Raw genomic sequence first — 17,378 nt, 5'->3', positions numbered from 1 at the left:
ATGCAAAACGATATGCAGCCCCTGTTGGTGCACTTGCTTGAACTGCGTACGCGTTTGGTACGCATTGCACTTGTTTTCATCGTGCTTTTTCTGGTGTGCTTTGCGTTTTCGCAGCGCCTGTACGATTTCGTCGTTGCACCGCTCACGCATGTATTGCCCAACCAGAAGCTGATTACCATCGGCATCGCGTCACCCTTCATGGTGCAGGTGAAAATCGTCGCCGTGGTGGCGCTACTGCTGTCGCTGCCGCATACGCTGTACCAGATCTGGGCCTTTGTGGCGCCGGGTCTGTATGCGCATGAAAAGAAGCTGATTTTGCCGCTGGTGGTGTCGTCCACGCTGTTGTTCATCACCGGCATGGCGTTTGCCTATTTCTTTGTATTCGGCGTGGTGTTTCATTTTCTTGCCTCGGTCATTCCCAGCTCGATGCAGTGGATGCCTGATTCGGCCGAGTATCTCGATTTCGTGCTGGGCATGTTCATGGCCTTCGGCGTGACCTTCGAAGTACCGGTGCTGGTGGTGCTGGCTGTGCGCATGGGCTTTGTGTCGGTAGCCAAGCTGCGCGAATGGCGGCCCTATATCATCGTTGGTGCTTTTGTGATTGCTGCCGTCGTGACCCCGCCCGATGTCACCAGCCAGTGCCTGCTGGCCATTCCGCTGTGGCTGCTGTTCGAAGTTGGCTGCCTGGTGGCCGGCTGGACGGTCAAGCCTGTGCAGACTCTCAACCCGGATTCGTGATGCTCTACGTCTTCCAAGCCCTGTTGTTCCTGCTGGCTGCGGTGCCCTGCGGCATTCCTTATCGCTACAATCCCAATCCGGTGTTCCCGGCCGAGCTGATGGCATTCGGTTTTTCGGTGCTGCTGGTGGCGGCGGCGAGCTGCATCCCGGCAAGGCAGCGCATCGATGGCGCGCAGGCGCGCACCGCGGTGCCGTGGGCCGCGTGGTTCTGGCTGGCACTGGCTGCAGTGATCGGTTTGCAGTGCGTGCTCATGCCGGTGCCGTACTGGTCGGAGCGCACCGTGCCGGCGCTGTACATGATTGCCGCCGGGCTATCGATCTGGGGGCTGGCGCGTGCGCGCGAGGCATTTGGCATCGAACCTTTGGTGACGGCCTTTGCCTGGGGCTTGCTGGCCGGTGCGCTGTTCAACTCGGCCATCGGCGCAGGCCAGATGGTGTCGCTGCTCAAGTTCGGCGATGGCCGGCTGATCTTCGGCAATATCGGTCAGAAGAACATGTATGGCCACTACCTCACCTGGGGGATGGCTGCCGCGTGCTGGCTGCTGGCCGAACGCAAGCGTACCAATGTCAATATCGTGGTCACCGGTGCGCTGGTGACCGGCATTACCGGCCTGCTGTGCGTGCTGCTGGGGCGTTTCGTCTGGCCGGGCCAATTGTTCGATGCCGGCATTACCCTGAGCGGTGTTGCGGCTGCCGTGGTATTCGGTGGCTTCCTTGCCAACTTGCTGCCGCGTACCGCGCTGATCATCGCGCTCACCTGGCTTGCGCTGGGCGTGGCTTGGTCGGGCTCGCGCTCGCCGCTCATGTATGCCGGGGCATGGCTGGCGCTGGCGTTCGTACTGCTGGCTTTCAGTCGCGACCGCACGCGCCATTTCGCTGCCTGGCTGGCCGGTGCTGCCGTGCTGATCCTGGCCATGCAATACATCGCACCGCTGATCAACGACGTATTCCAGCACTTCATGCACGTGCAGACCGAGGTGCCAACCGGCCTGACGCGGCTTGAATCCAACGGTTCGCGCCGCCTGGTGGAGTGGCACAAGGCGTGGCTGGCCTTCCAGGCGCATCCGCTGCTGGGGGTGGGCTGGTCGGCTTATGGTGCGCAGAGCGTGCTGTATCAGGTGCGGCCGGAATTTGCCGTGGTCAGCGAGAGCGTGCTGTTCACCCATGCGCACAATTCGCTGCTCAACCTGATGGCAGAGACCGGCGTGCTCGGTACCGGCGTGGCGCTGCTGGCGCTGGGCTGGGCGGCACTGGGCCTGTGGCGCCGGCGTGCCGATAGCACCGCCATGCTGGCTACCGCGCTGGTGTTGGTGTCGTTGCTGCACAGCCTGGTCGAGTACCCGCTGTGGTATGCCCACTTTGCGCTGCCGTTTGCCCTGATGCTGTATCTGGTGCGCGACGACGTACCGCAGTGGCGATGGCCGGGCGAGGCGGTGCAGGTGGCGCAGGGTGCTGCGGCCATCGTACTGCTGGTGATTACCGTGCTGGGTGGCAGCTACTATGTCACCATTTACCCCATTCTGGAGTCGACCAAGGATGCCAAGCAGAACGGGCTGAACATCGCCACGCTGCAGCGCCTGCGCAGCAACCCCTTTGTTGATTACTACGCTGATTTCGCGCTGTCCAACTACATCATGCCCAGCCATGCAGATATCCCGTGGAAACTGGGCATATTGGACAACCTCAACAGCGTGCGGCCGTATCCGGGCCAGCTGGCCGATGCGGCGGTCATGCACGCCTTCAAGGGCGAGGCGGATCTGGCGCACAAGCTGATGCGGCAGGCCGCGTTTGCCTACCCGGAAAGCCTGGATTACTTCTACGAAGTGATCGGCAACAACAAGGACAATGCCATCGTCGCCAGCCTCAAGCCGGATGTCGACGAGGCATACCAGCTGTTCTGCAAGGCGCACATTATTTGTAAATGACCGTGCCTATACTGGGTGCTCTTCCGGTTAGCGTCTGGAGCAAGCCCATGCAGGTTCAATCATATTTGTTCTTCAGCAACGGCCAGTGCGAAGAAGCACTGGCCTTCTATGGCAAGGTGCTCGGCGCCAAAACCACCTTCCTGACCCGTTACGGCGATGTGCCACCCGGCACACCGGTCGAGCCGGGCCAGGAAAACAAGGTGATGCACTGCAATTTCACCATTGGCGACACGCAGATCATGGCGTCGGACAACTGTGCCGCACCCGGGGCGGGCATGAACGGCTTTGCGCTGTCGCTGGCGCCGGCCACGGTGGAAGAGGGCAAGGTCATTTTCGATGCGCTGGCCGACGGCGGCCAGGTCAACATGCCTTATCAGCCCACCTTCTGGGCCGATGGCTTCGGCATGCTGGTGGACCGCTTTGGCGTGCACTGGATGATCAACGTCGCCAAGCCGATGTGAGGCGCCTTTTGGCTACGCTCAGGCCATGATTCATGGATAAGCTACAAAAAACCCGGCCAAGCCGGGTTTTTTGTTCGCAGCGGATCAGCTTTTTGCCGCGTTGTTCATTGCCGGTTGGCGTAAATGAAAAACTCGCGGTTGCCGTCACCGCCAGCGATCGGGCTGTCGAAGTAGGCCAGTACCGCAAAGCCGGCTGCCTCGGTCGCTGCGCGGATTTTCTGTTCCACCTGCGGATACAGGCTGGCATCGCGCACGATGCCGCCCTTGCCCAGCCCCTGCGGCCCTACCTCGAATTGGGGTTTCACCAGGAACAGCAGCTTGCCGCCACTCGGCAACAAGGAGGCCAGTGCGGGCAGGATCAGGGTCAGTGAAATGAACGACACATCGCCGACAATGGCACCGGCCGGGCCGTCGAGCTGATCGGCCAGGTCGGCCGGGGTGACGTGGCGGGCGTTGATGCCTTCCAGCGTGACTACGCGTGCATCGCCCTGCAGGCGCGGGTGCAGCTGGCTGTGGCCCACCTCCAGCCCCAGCACGCGGCGCGCACCGGCCTGCAGCAGGCAATCGCTGAAGCCGCCGGTACTCTGGCCCACGTCGATCACCTGCATGCCGGTTACGTCCAGCCCGGACTGCGCCAGCGCGCCGGCCAGCTTCAGCCCGCCGCGCGATACAAAGCGGTCGGCCTCGTCCGGCGTCACGCTGATGACCGCCTGCACGTCGAATTTGCTGCTGGACTTGCTCACCGGCTTGCCATCCACCTGCACGCGGCCGGCGTCGATCAAGCCCTGCGCGGCGGTGCGCGATGCGGCCAGCCCTTGTTCGACCAGCAGCAGATCAATCCGCTGCATGTCAGATGAAGCTTTCGTCGGCGGCGAGGTAGCGCCACTGGCCGGTGGGCAGATCGTCCAGATAGACGTTGCCGATGCGGATGCGCTTGAGGCCGACCACGCGCAGCCCCACCAGTTCACACATGCGGCGGATCTGGCGCTTCTTGCCCTGCTTGAGCACGAAGCGCAGCTGGTCGTCGTTCTGCCATTTCACCTGTGCCGGGCGCAGTGGCTCGCCGTCGAGCGACAGGCCGTAATTCAAGAGCTTGAGACCACCCGGGGACAGATCACCCTCGACGCGCACCAGATATTCCTTCTCCACCTGCGAGTTCTCGCCGATCAGCGTTTTGGCCACGCGGCCGTCCTGCGTCAGCACCAGGAGGCCCACCGAATCGATGTCCAGCCGGCCTGCCGGCACCAGGCTTTGCAGATGTTCGCGCTGGAACGCCACGCCGGTGGTGTCGCCGTCCCACTGGTTTTCCGGCTTCACCAGCACCACGGCCGGCTGATAGCCGTCCTCAGCCTGGCCGGAGACATAACCGATGGGTTTGTTGATCAGCACCGTCACGCGGTTGGCCTGCGCGGTCTGCGCGGCCTTTTTCAGCGTGATGGTCTGCGTGGGCAATACCTTGGTGCCGAGTACGTCGACGACCACGCCATCGACGTACACCCAGCCGCGCGCGATGTATTCATCGGCCTCGCGGCGCGAGCACAAGCCCAGCTCGGCCATGCGTTTGGAGAGTCGCAGCGGTTCCATCGCGGTATCCGGTTAAAAAGTTGAAGGGGCGCAGGATAGCGGATCGTGCGCCGGGCGTTAAGGCAAATCCGACGCGCAGTCCTCAGATCGTGAACGGATTCTCTGCCAGCCAGTGGCCGGATTTGCCGCCGCGCTTTTCCAGCAGCCGCACGTCGCCGATGGTCATGCCGCGATCAACTGCCTTGCACATATCGTAGATGGTCAGCAGCGCAATGTTCACCGCCGTGAGCGCTTCCATCTCCACGCCGGTACGGCCCACGGTCTCGGCCACCGCCGCACAGCGCACCGCGCCGGTTTCGATGGCGAAGTCGACCGCCACATGGGTGAGCGGAATCGGATGGCACAGCGGGATCAGCTCGCCGGTTTTCTTGGCGGCCATGATGCCGGCCAGCCGGGCGATGCCGAGCACGTCACCCTTCTGGTGCCCACCGCTGACAATGAGCTGCAAGGTGGCGTCCTGCATGCGGATCACGCCTTCGGCGCGCGCCAGCCGGGCGGTTTCCGTCTTGGCGCCGACGTCGACCATCACGGCCTCGCCTTGCGCGTTGAAGTGGGTAAGGGGCGTCGTGCTCATGCTGTATCCGTCGTGTCGATTTATGCCATGATAACGCGCGGCGCGGCACACGGGCCTATAGTGAAAGCCCAGTCAATGCCAGCAGCGGGTATTCCGTTGCCGCTGGAGATCGCCGTGAAAAACCTGATCCTGCTGTCGCACCCGCATCTGGCCACCTCGCATGCACACACCTTGATCGTTGATCAGATCAAGGATTTGCCCGATACGGTGATCCATCATCTGGAGGGGCTGTACCCGGATGGGCAGATCGACGCTGAATCCGAGCAGGCCGCCTGCACACGGGCCGAGCGCATCGTGATGGCATTTCCGTTCTGGTGGCATTCCACGCCGCCCATGCTCAAGCACTGGCAGGATGAGGTGCTGACCGAGGGCTGGGCCTATGGTAGCGACGGGGGCAGGGCGCTGTCGGGCAAGCTGCTGCAACTGGTGCTGACTACCGGAGGGGCGCAGTATCGGCCGGGTGACGACCCGCATTTCCAGCCGGCGGCCTTGTTGCGGCCGCTGCAGGCTACGGCGTTGCTGTGTGGCATGAACTATGCCGAGCCGCTCATCCTGCCCAATATCGTGCACCCGCGTGATCACGCGCTGCATGAGGATGAAGAAAACCGCATCCTCGCGTTTGCCGAGCAGTTGCAGGCGCTGCTTGAGGCGCCCTGAGCGGGTCGTTGTCAAAGAAAAAAACGCCCGGTTCTCCGGGCGTTTTTCATGGCGTGCAGCGCAGGATCAAGCTGCTTTCAAACGACCGATTTCGCGGTTGAGCAAGCCATAGACGGCACGCAGCCGCTCGTCCAGGTCGCCCTGTTGTGAGGCAAGCTGGCGATCGACGTCTTCCAGCTCTTCCAGGCGTTCTTCCAGCGTATCGGTGGCCTTGTGGATGCGCTTGATGCTTTCCAGCCGGCGGCGCAGTTGCAGCTGGTGCTCGCGCACCTGTGTTTCCATTGGCGCCATCACGGCCTTGAGCCAGTTTTCCACGTCGCGGTTGGCTACTTCAAATACGTACACCACGCGGCTGGCCACGGTTTCGAAGAACTTGTTGGTCAGCTTGCTCTGGCTGTTGGTCAGCACCTTGCCCCAGGTGTTGAAATGCTCGCGGAACGATTTTTCCAGTCGCGCCATTTCCTTGTGGTACTTCAAGGTCGAGAACGGCGGCGGGGTAACCGAACCCAGACCGTGTTCCTCGCTGAACTTTTTGTACATTGCCGCCATCATGGCCTGGATTTCGGCCACCTGTTCGGCCGATTTGGCGATATTGGCGTTGGTGTCCTTGAAGAAGCGCTCCATCAGCGAGCGCAGGCCGCCTTCGCCCACCGAGAACAGGCTCTTGTCCATTTCGCCACGGATGCGCGAAATTTCAGCCTTCAGCGCGTCCATGCCCAGCAATGACAGCAGCTGGTTGGTTTGCTGGCTGAACACGCTGCGCAGCGCCTGGAAGCGCACCAGCCCTTGTTCGAAATGCTTCTTGTCGGCAATCACCTTGTCCATCATCTGCGTGACGACGTCCTGGTTCTTGCCCTTGAGTGCCGACAATTCGTGCAACTGTTCCTGCACGCCCTTGCGGCGCGCATTGATGACGTTGCGCGTGGCCGACACGATGTCTTCCACTTCAGTCATGGTGCTGTCGCGCACGATGTCCTGCTTGGCGGGCAGCAGTTCGTACGACAGTGCGTTTTCCAGATCGGTCAGGCGGGCGCGTTCCAGCAGCGCATCGTCGTCCTGCACCTTGGCCACCAGCGCCTTTTGCGCCGAGATCGGGTACACCTGCCGGGTCGGTACGCCCAGCAACTGCGCGGTGGTGTCGACCTGCTTGACGATTTCGGCCTCGATTTCGCCGGCCGATTTCAGCGGGTCCCACAGGCCGTCAATCTTGTTCAGTACCACCAGCCGGCCACGCGTGCCGGTCTGCGCCTTGCCGATATGGTTGCGCCAGACATCGATGTCGCTCTTGGTCACACCGGTATCGGCCGCCAGGATGAACAGGATGGCGTGCGCGTTCGGCAGCAGGTTCAGCGTCAGTTCGGGTTCGGTACCGATGGCGTTCAGCCCCGGGGTGTCCAGAATGACCAGACCCTGTTCCAGCAGCGGGTGCGGGAAGTTGATGATGGCATGGCGCCAGCACGGAATCTCGATCTGGCCGGCGGCATCGACGGTCATTTTCTGATCGGGGTCGTTTTCGTCGTACAGGCTGTATTTCTTCGCCTCTTCGGTGCTCACCTTCTTGGTGTCACCCACCTTGCGGAAGGCGGCCAGCATGGCATCGGCATTGTCGAGGTCGAGTGCGATGGAGGTCCACTCTTCCGGGTAGCGGCGATACTCGCTGGTGGTAGCGTTGGCGGCACGCGTTTCGATGGGCAGCAGCTGGATAGATGCGGGTTTGCTGGCGTCGTACAGCAGCTCGGTCGGGCACATGGTGGTGCGGCCGGCGCTGGAGGGCAGTACGCGTTGCTTGTAGTGCGCGAAGAAGATAGCGTTGATCAGCTCGGACTTGCCGCGCGAGAACTCGGCGACAAAGGCAATGTTGAGCTTGTCATCCTTGAGTTTGTCCAGCAGGCGGTTGATGCGCAGCTGGGTCTGGCTGTCGTCCAGATCCTGCTCGTTCAGCCAGCGCGACAACTGGGTGATCGATTGCGACAATTCGGCACGCCAGGTGCTGTAGGCCTGGAAGTTGCCCACCAGCCTGTCACTGGCCACGACTTCGATATTGGCCGGGTCGTTGACCGCAATGCTGTCCTGATGCAGGTATTCGGTGCTCATCTGGTTCTCCTCCACCTGAACAGTGGATGGCTATTTTTCGTGCCTAATGAAAGCTTTATCACCCGCGACGAGGGGCTTTGTCAATGCTGGCACGTCGGGCAATGAAAGGTTGAGCGCTGGCCCTGCCGCATCTGCTGGATGGGCGTGCCGCAAACCCGGCACGGCTCACCCGCCCGGCCGTAGACGAAACTCTGCAGCATGAAGTAGCCGGCCTTGCCGTCGCTATCGACATAATCACGCAGGGTGCTGCCCCCGGCGGCCAGTGCTGCCTCCAGTGTTTCCTTGGCGGCGGCCACCAGCCGCGTACATTCGGCCTCGTTCAGCGATTGCGCCGGGCGCAGCGGTGAAACCCCTGCGCGGAACAGCGATTCTGAGGCATAAATGTTACCAATCCCGACAACCAGATGATTGTCCATCAGCGCCAGCTTGATGGCGATGCGCTTGCTTGCCAGCGCGGCGTGCAGATAAGCCGCATTGAAGGCGAGCGACAAAGGCTCCGGCCCCAGTTCTGCAATCAGCGGGTGCTGCGCGATATCGCCCGCGTGCCACAGCACGGCGCCAAAGCGGCGCGGGTCGCGATAGCGCAGCCGCTGGCCGTTGTCGAACACAATGTCGATATGATCGTGTTTCTCGGGCGGGAACGCCTCGGTCAGCACGCGCAGATTGCCGCTCATGCCCAGGTGGATGATCAGCGTACCGTGCGCAAAGCGCAGCAGCAGGTATTTGGCGCGGCGCTCCACGGCCTCGATGCGCCGGCCGCGCAAAGTGGCCGCCAGATCGGCCGGCACCGGCCAGCGCAGGCGCGCTTCGCGCACGATCACATCGCCGATGCAGGCACCCTGCAAATGCGGCGAGATGCCGCGACGCGTCGTTTCTACTTCTGGAAGTTCCGGCATTGCTTATACCTAAATCATGAGGGACACGGACGGCCCGGCGGCGTGGCAAATTGCCACCCGGAAAGCTTGAAATATACAGGCCAGCCTACAGTGTTTGTGCTGGAATTCCCGTAAGATTGGCAGTCTGTCGTCTTGTGCCTTGTCTATTTACTTCTTCATTACTGGAAAGTCGCCATGCCCAGCATGCCTGTATTCAAGCCGATCCCTTCCTCATTGCGTCTGGCCGGTAGCGGTTTGGCGCTGGCTTGGTTGCTGGCCGCATGCAGCAGCGTGCCCCCGGCGCAGAACGATGTGCAGCCGGCTGCGGCATCCGGTGTCGCCGCGGCATCCAGCCCGGCAGCCGCACAGAATGACGAGGCTGACAGCGACGCGCCCAATGCCGATCTGCCGCGCATGGCGCTGACCGACGATCTGTTGCTGCGCTTCCTGGTGGGCGAAGTGGCGCTGCAGCGCGGCAAGGGCCAGCTGGCGGCGCAAACCTGGAGCGATCTGGCCCGCCGCACGCAGGACCCGCGCGTGGCCAAGCGTGCCACCGAGGTGGCCATGGGCACCGGTCAGCTTGCGCTGGCGCGCGAAGATGCACAAATCTGGATCGATAGTGCACCCAGCTCGCGCCCGGCCAAGCAGGTGATGTTGGGCTTGCTGCTGCGCGCCAACCGCCTGGACGAAGCCCAGCCTTATCTGGAAGGCATACTGCGTGATCAGCCCAAGGAAGTGGCGCCCTTCTTTGCCCAGTTGCATCAGCTGTGGGACAAGAGCACTGATCGGGCTGGCGCGCTCAAGCTGACCGAAGCGCTGATCCAGCCCTATCCCAAGCTGGCCGAGGCGCATTTCGCGCATGCGGTAGCACTGGCCAATGCCGGCAAGGTCGATGAAGCGATTGCCGAACTGGACGCTGCCGAGCAACTCAAGCCCGATTGGGAAACGCCGCTGGTCTACCATGCCCAGCTGTTGCCGGCCGAGCAACGCTTGGCCTATCTGCAAGCCGCGCAAAAACGCCATCCCAAGCAATTGAACGTGCAGTTGTCGGTCGCCAAGGAGCTGGTGCTGGCCAAGCGCTATGACGAAGCACTCAAATATTACGATGCCGCGCTGACGGTGCAGCCGGACAATCTGGAAGCCAAGGTGGGCAGCGGTCTGGTGGCGCTGCAGCAGCACAATCTCGCGCTGGCCGAGCAACGACTGGGCGCCGCCATCAAGCAGGCGCCGCAGCAAACCCCCAATCTGCGCTATTACATGGGCCAGATTGCCGAAGAGCAGCGCCGCACCGACGAGGCGCTGCAATGGTATGAAAGTGTCGAGGGCGATCTGAAGGGCAATGCCGATCAGCGTCGCATCCGCCTGCTGGCGCGCAGCGGCCACATGGAAGACGCGCTGGCCATGCTGCAGACCATGCAGGCCGACAGCAACGATGCGCGCGTCGAGCGCCTGCAGCTGGAGGCGCAACTGTGGCGCGAGGCCAAGCAATACGATCAGGCCTTGCAGGTGCTCAGCAACGGCCTCAAGACCTATCCGGATAATGCCGACCTGCTGTATGACCGCTCGCTGATTGCCGATTTGCTGGGCAAGGATGCCGACGCCGAACGCGATCTGCGCCGCTATCTGGCGCTCAAGCCCGACAGCGTGCAGGGACAGAATGCGCTGGGTTATACACTGGCCAACCGCAATCGCTCGCTGGACGAAGCCGAAACGCTGCTGACTGCCGCGCTGGCCAAGGAGCCGGACAGCGCTATCATCATCGACAGCATGGGCTGGTTGCGCTTCCGCCAGGGCAAGCTGCAGGAGGCGCGCGAGTTGCTGGCGCGTGCCTACGGCCTGATGAGTGACCCGGAAATCGGCGCGCATTACGCCGAGGTACTGTGGCAGTCGGGTGACAAGGCTGAGGCGCGCAAGGTGTATGACGCGATGCTGCTGGCCGACCCGGCCAACGCCACCCTGCTGGAAGTGAACAAGCGGCTGGGCATCCGCTGATGCGCAGGCTGTTGCTTGCGGCTGCGGCGCTGCTGCTGGCCGGCTGTGCCACGCCGCCACCGGCGACGCATATTGATTTTGCCGCCGATGGCCGTCTGGCACTGCGTGGCGAGCTGGACGGGCAGAAGGTGGCCGAGACGGCCAGCTTCCGCTGGCGGCGCAGCGGTGAGCATGCCGAGATCGAGCTGGGCAGCGCGCTGGGCGAGACACAAGCGCGGCTGGCCTTCGATCCACAGGGGGCAGAGTTCACCGACAGCAAGGGCAACAAGCTGCAGGCATCCGATGCCGAATCGCTGCTGCAGGGTGCCACCGGCTACACCATTCCGGTCACCCCGCTGCGCTGGTGGATAGAAGGGCGCACCGCCCCTGATTTGCCGGTGAGCGATGACCAGACCGCCAGCGACGGCAGCCGACGCTTTGCGCAGGCCGGCTGGCAGGTGTCCTTCGGCGTGCCGGCACCGCAATATCCCAAGTTGATACAACTGAAGCGCGATGCGCTCGACGTGCGCATCGCCATCACCGAATGGCCATGATGTTTTCACCGCAAGACGGCTGGCAGGCCTTTGCCGCGCCGGCCAAGCTCAACCTCTTCCTGCACATCGTTGGTCGCCGAGCCGACGGTTATCACTTGCTGCAGTCCGTATTCCAGTTGATCGATCTGGCCGACACGCTCTACCTGCGTGTGCGGGCCGATGGCGACGTGGTGCACCACAACCCGCTGCCGGATGTGCCGGCCTCGCAAGACCTGATCGTGCGTGCGGCGCGCCTGCTGCAGCAGGAGACTGGCTGCACGGCAGGTGTCGATCTGGGGATAGAGAAGCGCATTCCCATGGGCGGCGGGCTGGGGGGCGGGAGTTCTGACGCCGCCACGGTGCTGCTGGCGCTCAACCGGCTGTGGAATTTGCAGCTCAGCCGCGAAAAGTTGATGCAGATCGGTCTGCAGCTCGGCGCCGACGTGCCGTTTTTCATCTACGGCCAGAACGCATTCGTTGAAGGCATCGGCGAAATCATGACGCCGCTGACCACGCCGGACGGATTTTTTCTGGTGCTGCATCCGCAGGTGCATGTGCCTACGCCGGCGATCTTCAAGGCGGATGACCTGGTGCGCGATACGCTACCCATCACCGCACAAGCCATTGATTATCAACAGACAAGAAATGATCTCGAGGCAGTAGCGTGTAGATTGTTTCCTGCCTTGTTGCCGGCGCGCGCTGCGCTGGCGCAGCACCTGCCCACCCGCATGACCGGGTCCGGCGCATGTTTTTTTGCATTTAGTGCTTCACAAAACGAAATTGCGAGGGTAATATCTCGGCTTCCTAACGGAGCGACGGTTTTTGAAGCGAAATCGCTGAGTCGCCACCCGTTATACGAATACGCTGTATAGCAGTTGCAGCAAGGTTCGATAGGGGAGTCGCCAAGTTGGTTAAGGCATCGGATTTTGATTCCGACATGCGAAGGTTCGAATCCTTCTTCCCCTGCCAATTCGAAAGTAGAAAAGCGTGTAACCCGTTACACGCTTTTCGTTTTTTCAGGGTTCGGAAATGGCTTACGACAGCCTCATGGTGTTTACCGGCAATGCTAACCCCAAGCTTGCCGAAGATGTGGTCAACCACCTCGACATCTCCCTCGGGCGCGCCACTGTAGGCCGCTTCTCCGATGGTGAAGTCACCGTCGAACTGCTGGAGAACGTGCGCGGTCGCGACGTTTTCGTGCTGCAGTCGACCTGTGTGCCCACCAACGACAACATCATGGAAATGATGCTGATGGTCGATGCACTCAAGCGTGCATCCGCAGGCCGCATCACTGCCGCCATCCCCTACTTTGGCTATGCCCGCCAGGATAGACGCCCGCGCTCTGCGCGTGTGCCGATCTCGGCCAAGATCGTCGCCAACATGCTGACGATTGCCGGCGTGGACCGCGTGCTGACCGTGGATGTGCACGCCGACCAGATCCAGGGCTTCTTTGATATTCCGGTCGACAATATTTATTCGACCCCGGTGCTGCTGGCGGACATCCGCGCGCAGAACCACGACAACCTGATGGTGGTCAGCCCCGACGTTGGCGGCGTGCTGCGTGCACGTGCCATGGCCAAGCAGCTTGGCGTCGACATGGCCATCATCGACAAGCGCCGCCCCAAGGCCAATGTGGCCGAGGTGATGCACATCATTGGTGATGTAAAGGATCGCACCTGTGTGATCATCGACGACATGATCGACACCGCCAATACGCTGTGCAAGGCCGCGCAGGCACTCAAGGCGCACGGCGCTACCAAGGTGATGGCCTACGCCACCCACCCGGTGCTGTCCGGTGCTGCCGTCGAGCGCATCCTGCATTCCGATCTGGATGAAGTGGTCGTCACCGACACCATTCCGCTGCCGGAAGCCGGCCGTGGCTCGGATCGTATCCGCGTAGTGTCGATTGCCGGCTTGCTGGCCGAAACGATGCGCCGCATCAACAACGAAGAGTCGGTTTCGACCCTCTTCGTTGATTAAGGAATTCACGGGCAATTGTGCCCGGAATCGCAAGCCGTTCTGGTCGCGGGCGGCTGGCGTTTTTTGAAGTAACGGAGTTACATCATGACTTACACTATCGAAGCCCAGGCACGTCCGCAGCAGGGTACCGGTGCGAGCCGCCGCCTGCGTAATGCTGGCAAGCTCCCGGCTATCGTTTACGGTGGTTCCAAGGAACCGCAAGCCATCGTTCTCGAACACAACAGCATGTACTACACGCTGCAAGAAGAAGCTTTCCACACTTCGCTGATCCAGCTGTCGATCGACGGCAAGGCTGAGCAAGTGCTGGTTCGCTCGGTCAACTACCACCCGTTCAAGCAACTGGTGCTGCACGTTGACTTCCAGCGCGTGGACAACAACACCGAAGTTGAAATCCGCGTTCCGCTGCACTTCGTCGGCGCTGATACTTCGGAAGGCGTGAAGCTGCAAGGCGGTTCGGTCAGCCACATCCTGAACGAAGCGCTGGTGCGTTGCGTTGCCACCAAGATCCCGGAATTCCTGACCGTTGATCTGTCCGGCCTGAACGCTGGCCATGCCATCGCTCACTTGTCCGACATCAAGCTGCCGGAAGGCGTCTCGCTGTCGTCGCTGGCTCGCGGTGATGACCTGGCTGTTGCCAGCCTGAACGGCGCCAAGGCTGGTTAATCCGGTCTTGTTTGGCATGAAACCCGCCCGGCGCAAGCCCGGCGGGTTTTTTCTTGTCCGTGCGATAATGGCGGCTGTTTTTCGTTGATTGAATCGATACATGTCCCAGATCAAGCTCATCGTCGGCCTTGGCAACCCCGGCCCTGAATATGTCGATACCCGCCACAACGCCGGTTTCTGGTGGGTGGACCAGCTGGCCGATGACGGTAAGGTGCCTTTGCGCCACGATGTGAAATTCCATGGTCTGGTGGGCAAGGTGCGCCTGCACGGGCAGGACGTCTGGCTGCTGGAGCCGCAAACCTATATGAACAAGAGCGGCATCGCCGTACTGGCGCTGGCGCAGTTTTACAAGATATTGCCGGACCAGATCCTGGTCGCGCACGACGAGCTGGACGTGCCGCCGGGCCAGGTCAAGCTCAAGCAGGGTGGTGGTCATGGTGGCCACAACGGCTTGCGCGATATCCAGGCGCATCTGGGTACGCCCAATTTCTGGCGCCTGCGCATCGGCGTCGGCCACCCCGGTGATCGCAACGAGGTGGTCAATTTCGTGCTCAAACCGCCGCGCAAGGAAGAGTTCGACGCCATCGGCGATGCCATGACGCGCGCGCACCACGTGCTGCCCAAGCTGCTGGCCGGTGAAACCGGCGCGGCGATGCAGTTGCTGCACACCGACGAGACCAAAAAGCGCCCGCACAAGCCGGCGCCGGACGCATGAGCGAGGCTGCCGTGAGCACCGAACACCCGTTGGCGCCACTACGCAGCCAGATCGACGAAATTGATGCGCAGCTGCTGCAGTTGCTGGCACGTCGTTTTGTGCTGACCGACGAGGTGGGGCATTACAAGGCGCAGCAGGGCTTGCCGCCGGTGGATGCCGAGCGCGAGGCCGCGCAGATGGTACGCATCGCCGAGCGTGCGACGGCATTGCAGGTCGATCCGCAACTGGCACAGCAATGGTTCCGGCTGGTGATCGACCGCGTGGTGCAGCGCCACCGCGAAATCGCCGATCAGCAACACCCGGTGGCCTGAATGAAAACAGTGCTGGTGGCCAATCCCAAGGGTGGCAGCGGCAAATCGACGCTGGCGGCCAATCTGGCCGGTTACTGGGCCTGGCAGGGCGAGCAGGTGATGCTGGGTGATCTGGACCGCCAGCACTCCGCGCGGCGCTGGCTGGCCTTGCGGCCGCAGCGCTACCCGGCCATTCACGGCTGGGACATCGCCGATGGCGAGCCGTTGCGGCCACCCAAGGGCACGACAGCGGCAGTGCTGGACAGCCCGGCCGGCTTGCATGGCAAGAAGCTCGAAGCAGCGCTCAAGGTGTGCCGGCGCGTGCTGGTGCCAGTGCAGGCGGCCGCGTTCGACATGTGGGCCAGTGAGGACTTCTTCCGCCAGCTGGCCGAGGAAAAAGTCGTGCGCAAGGGCGAGGTGCAGATCGGCATCGTCGCCATGCGCTTCAATCCGCGTACGCAGTCTGCGCGCCAGCTCGACAGTTTTCTGGCCGGCTTCGGCCTGCCGGTGCTGACCCATATCCGCGAAACGCAGCTCTACGTGCAGCTGCAGCCGCGCGGCCTCACGCTGTTCGATCTGCCCAAGCCGCGCTACGAGCGCGATCACGCCCAATGGGCCCCCATACTGAGCTGGTTGAAATAACACCGGCCGCAATCATTTGTGCCTCATGAACGAAAAAATCCCCGTCAACCTGATTACCGGGTTTCTTGGTGTCGGCAAGACCACTGCCCTGCTCAAGCTGCTGGCCGATAAGCCGGCTGATGAATACTGGGCCGTCATCGTCAACGAATTCGGTGAGGTCGGCATTGACGGTGCCACCCTGAGCGGTGACGGCGGCGACGACGTGCGCGTGGCCGAAGTGCCGGGCGGCTGCATCTGTTGCACCACCAGCCCCATGCTGCGCGTGGCGCTGGGCAAGATCGCCCGCCCCGGCAAGGAAGGGCAGCGGCCGGACCGGCTGTTGATCGAGCCCTCCGGACTGGGTCACCCGGCCGGCATTGTCGACCTGCTGCGTGACCCCATGGTGGCCGGTGCCTATGCGCTGCGCGCGGTGGTGACGCTGCTTGACCCGCGCCATCTCGACGATGCGCGCTACAACAGCCACCAGACCTGGCGCGACCAGATCGAGCTGGCCGACGTGCTGGTCATCAACAAGGGTGATCTGGCCGACGCCGAGCAGGTGGATCGCGCGCACGCGTTGGCCGATGCGCTATTCCCGCCCAAGCTGGCGGTGGTCGATGCCTACAAGGGTGCGTTTGACCCGGCCCTGCTTGACCTGACGCTGGACGAGGCTCGCTGGCCGCAGCAGCCGCAAGCGCATGTGCACAGCGGCAATGCCGTGCTGCAGCCACGCCGGCGCACGACGGAGGCAGTCGCGGAGGCATCGACGCAATGGCCGCTGCGCAAGACGCAATCCAGCCTGGGCTCGCACAGCTGCGGCTGGATCTTGCCGCCGGAAACACTATTCCATAGTGCGAAACTGGCCGATCTGTTCGAGCGGCTGGGCGATCCTGCCGCTTATGGTCTGGCGGGGTTGAGCCGCGCCAAGGGGGTGTTCCAGACCGAGCGCGACTGGTATCGCTTCGACTGGGTAGATGGCATGGCCGGCGCCGCCGTGTCGGCCTATCGGCGCGACAACCGCTTCGAGGTCATCGTGGAAGCAGCAACGCCGCCCGATTGGGCGGCGCTGGAGCAAGCCTTGCTGGCTGCAGCGATCAATTTTTCTGCAGGATCGCCGTAATCTGTTGCATATAGGTGCGTGCATTCGCGGCCTGGCCGCGTTCCTGCATGCGCATGTTCCAGAAGTCCAGACAGCTGTTGAGCGCCAGCTCGGTGTTGGCGCGCGGCAGTGTGGTGTCCAGCCAGTCATCCAGCTCGCCTTGCAGATGGGCGCGATTGCACATCTGTAATACCTGACGGATACGCTCGATCTGCGAACTGCTGATCAGGCCACTGTCCGCCCCTGTCGCACCGTTTGCCGCGGCATGCTCGCTTGCCTTGCCGGTGGCGGGTGCGACCGGCACGGTGCCGATCTTTTCGATCAGGCCATCCCATTCCAGCGACATCAAACCCTGCACCAGCTCCCGGCCGGACAGCGGGGTGACCAGTGCGCTCACAGGCTTGAGGCCATCGATCTGTATCAACAGCTGGCGCAGTTTTACGCTCAAGCCGTTGGCGCGGGTGATCATCTCATCCAGGCCGCTCTGGGTTTTGCGGTAAATCACCCCTTCCATTGCTTTCCTCGCGTGCTGGGCACACTGCTAATTTAAGTCCGAGCTTATAAGTTTATGCCAGTTCGCCCCACGGCAGGGCGCAAT

The 17,378-nt window shown here is 62.3% G+C and carries 19 protein-coding genes and 1 tRNA gene; 14 read left to right on the top strand and 6 right to left on the bottom strand.

From position 1 onward, the window contains the following. The 3 genes from tatC to B9A19_RS13425 are packed head-to-tail and all read left to right on the top strand — an operon-like array spanning position 1 to position 3,124. Positions 1-738 carry a twin-arginine translocase subunit TatC gene (gene tatC / locus B9A19_RS13435; RefSeq protein WP_084091314.1) on the top strand — a complete coding sequence of 246 codons (738 nt, stop codon included), beginning with the start codon at positions 1-3 and terminating at the stop codon, positions 736-738. Next, complete coding sequence (locus B9A19_RS13430; protein ID WP_084091313.1) at positions 738-2,663, top strand: O-antigen ligase family protein; 1,926 nt, start codon at positions 738-740, stop codon at positions 2,661-2,663. Before tatC ends, B9A19_RS13430 begins: the two co-directional genes overlap by 1 nt. Positions 2,664-2,710: 47 nt before the next feature. Next, the gene (locus B9A19_RS13425) at positions 2,711-3,124 is read left to right on the top strand and encodes a VOC family protein (RefSeq protein ID WP_084091312.1); all 414 of its coding nucleotides are present in this window, start codon (positions 2,711-2,713) and stop codon (positions 3,122-3,124) included. Positions 3,125-3,228: 104 nt separating this feature from the next. Here the strand turns inward: B9A19_RS13425 and B9A19_RS13420 are convergent, their stop codons facing one another. The 3 genes from B9A19_RS13420 to moaC all read right to left on the bottom strand — a co-directional run bounded on the left by B9A19_RS13420 (position 3,229) and on the right by moaC (position 5,282). After that, positions 3,229-3,972: a TlyA family RNA methyltransferase gene (locus B9A19_RS13420; RefSeq protein WP_084091311.1), complete on the bottom strand. Its 744-nt coding sequence runs from the start codon at positions 3,970-3,972 to the stop codon at positions 3,229-3,231. 1 nt (position 3,973) lies between these two features. Then, the gene (locus B9A19_RS13415) at positions 3,974-4,708 is read right to left on the bottom strand and encodes a pseudouridine synthase (RefSeq protein WP_084091310.1); all 735 of its coding nucleotides are present in this window, start codon (positions 4,706-4,708) and stop codon (positions 3,974-3,976) included. 82 nt (positions 4,709-4,790) lie between these two features. Then, positions 4,791-5,282: a cyclic pyranopterin monophosphate synthase MoaC gene (moaC, locus tag B9A19_RS13410; protein ID WP_084091309.1), complete on the bottom strand. Its 492-nt coding sequence runs from the start codon at positions 5,280-5,282 to the stop codon at positions 4,791-4,793. A gap of 114 nt (positions 5,283-5,396) precedes the next feature. On the opposite strand from moaC, the gene B9A19_RS13405 reads away from it, so the two are divergent. Then, the gene (locus tag B9A19_RS13405; protein ID WP_176216929.1) at positions 5,397-5,939 is read left to right on the top strand and encodes an NAD(P)H-dependent oxidoreductase; all 543 of its coding nucleotides are present in this window, start codon (positions 5,397-5,399) and stop codon (positions 5,937-5,939) included. 66 nt (positions 5,940-6,005) lie between these two features. Here the strand turns inward: B9A19_RS13405 and B9A19_RS13400 are convergent, their stop codons facing one another. Both B9A19_RS13400 and mutM read right to left on the bottom strand, forming a co-directional pair. Further along, positions 6,006-8,033 carry a dynamin family protein gene (locus tag B9A19_RS13400; RefSeq protein WP_217807065.1) on the bottom strand — a complete coding sequence of 676 codons (2,028 nt, stop codon included), beginning with the start codon at positions 8,031-8,033 and terminating at the stop codon, positions 6,006-6,008. Positions 8,034-8,113: 80 nt separating this feature from the next. Further along, positions 8,114-8,929 (bottom strand): bifunctional DNA-formamidopyrimidine glycosylase/DNA-(apurinic or apyrimidinic site) lyase, encoded by an 816-nt coding sequence (gene mutM / locus B9A19_RS13395; protein WP_084091307.1) that lies wholly within the window; start codon positions 8,927-8,929, stop codon positions 8,114-8,116. A 174-nt stretch (positions 8,930-9,103) separates the two neighbouring features. Here mutM and B9A19_RS13390 point away from each other — a divergent pair, with 174 nt between their 5' ends. The 10 genes from B9A19_RS13390 to B9A19_RS13345 all read left to right on the top strand — a co-directional run bounded on the left by B9A19_RS13390 (position 9,104) and on the right by B9A19_RS13345 (position 16,801). Continuing rightward, positions 9,104-10,900: a tetratricopeptide repeat protein gene (locus B9A19_RS13390; protein ID WP_084091306.1), complete on the top strand. Its 1,797-nt coding sequence runs from the start codon at positions 9,104-9,106 to the stop codon at positions 10,898-10,900. Next, positions 10,900-11,433, top strand: coding sequence for a lipoprotein insertase outer membrane protein LolB (lolB, locus tag B9A19_RS13385; RefSeq protein WP_084091305.1), 534 nt, complete (start codon positions 10,900-10,902; stop codon positions 11,431-11,433). Before B9A19_RS13390 ends, lolB begins: the two co-directional genes overlap by 1 nt. After that, positions 11,430-12,284, top strand: a complete 855-nt coding sequence (gene ispE, locus B9A19_RS13380) for a 4-(cytidine 5'-diphospho)-2-C-methyl-D-erythritol kinase (RefSeq protein WP_084091366.1) — start codon at positions 11,430-11,432, stop codon at positions 12,282-12,284. The genes lolB and ispE overlap by 4 nt, the downstream gene beginning before the upstream one ends. Before the next feature lie 20 nt (positions 12,285-12,304). Beyond that, positions 12,305-12,381 (top strand) — tRNA-Gln (locus B9A19_RS13375). A gap of 60 nt (positions 12,382-12,441) precedes the next feature. Then, positions 12,442-13,392 (top strand): ribose-phosphate pyrophosphokinase, encoded by a 951-nt coding sequence (locus tag B9A19_RS13370; RefSeq protein ID WP_084091304.1) that lies wholly within the window; start codon positions 12,442-12,444, stop codon positions 13,390-13,392. Between the two features lie 84 nt (positions 13,393-13,476). Then, positions 13,477-14,055 carry a 50S ribosomal protein L25/general stress protein Ctc gene (locus B9A19_RS13365; RefSeq protein ID WP_084091303.1) on the top strand — a complete coding sequence of 193 codons (579 nt, stop codon included), beginning with the start codon at positions 13,477-13,479 and terminating at the stop codon, positions 14,053-14,055. Between the two features lie 100 nt (positions 14,056-14,155). After that, positions 14,156-14,770 (top strand): aminoacyl-tRNA hydrolase, encoded by a 615-nt coding sequence (gene pth, locus B9A19_RS13360; protein ID WP_084091302.1) that lies wholly within the window; start codon positions 14,156-14,158, stop codon positions 14,768-14,770. Continuing rightward, complete coding sequence (locus tag B9A19_RS13355) at positions 14,767-15,081, top strand: chorismate mutase (RefSeq protein ID WP_084091301.1); 315 nt, start codon at positions 14,767-14,769, stop codon at positions 15,079-15,081. Before pth ends, B9A19_RS13355 begins: the two co-directional genes overlap by 4 nt. Then, on the top strand, positions 15,082-15,702 hold the full coding sequence (locus B9A19_RS13350) for a nucleotide-binding protein (protein ID WP_084091300.1): 621 nt from the start codon (positions 15,082-15,084) through the stop codon (positions 15,700-15,702). Between the two features lie 25 nt (positions 15,703-15,727). After that, on the top strand, positions 15,728-16,801 hold the full coding sequence (locus B9A19_RS13345) for a CobW family GTP-binding protein (protein WP_084091299.1): 1,074 nt from the start codon (positions 15,728-15,730) through the stop codon (positions 16,799-16,801). Here the strand turns inward: B9A19_RS13345 and B9A19_RS13340 are convergent. Then, positions 16,776-17,294: a hypothetical protein gene (locus B9A19_RS13340; RefSeq protein WP_084091298.1), complete on the bottom strand. Its 519-nt coding sequence runs from the start codon at positions 17,292-17,294 to the stop codon at positions 16,776-16,778. The genes B9A19_RS13345 and B9A19_RS13340 overlap by 26 nt on opposite strands. Between the last annotated feature and the right edge of the window lie 84 nt (positions 17,295-17,378).

The sequence above is a fragment of the Andreprevotia lacus DSM 23236 genome, assembly GCF_900176275.1.
Lineage (GTDB): Bacteria > Pseudomonadota > Gammaproteobacteria > Burkholderiales > Chitinibacteraceae > Andreprevotia > Andreprevotia lacus.
This window is presented reverse-complemented; position numbering and strand designations above follow the sequence as displayed.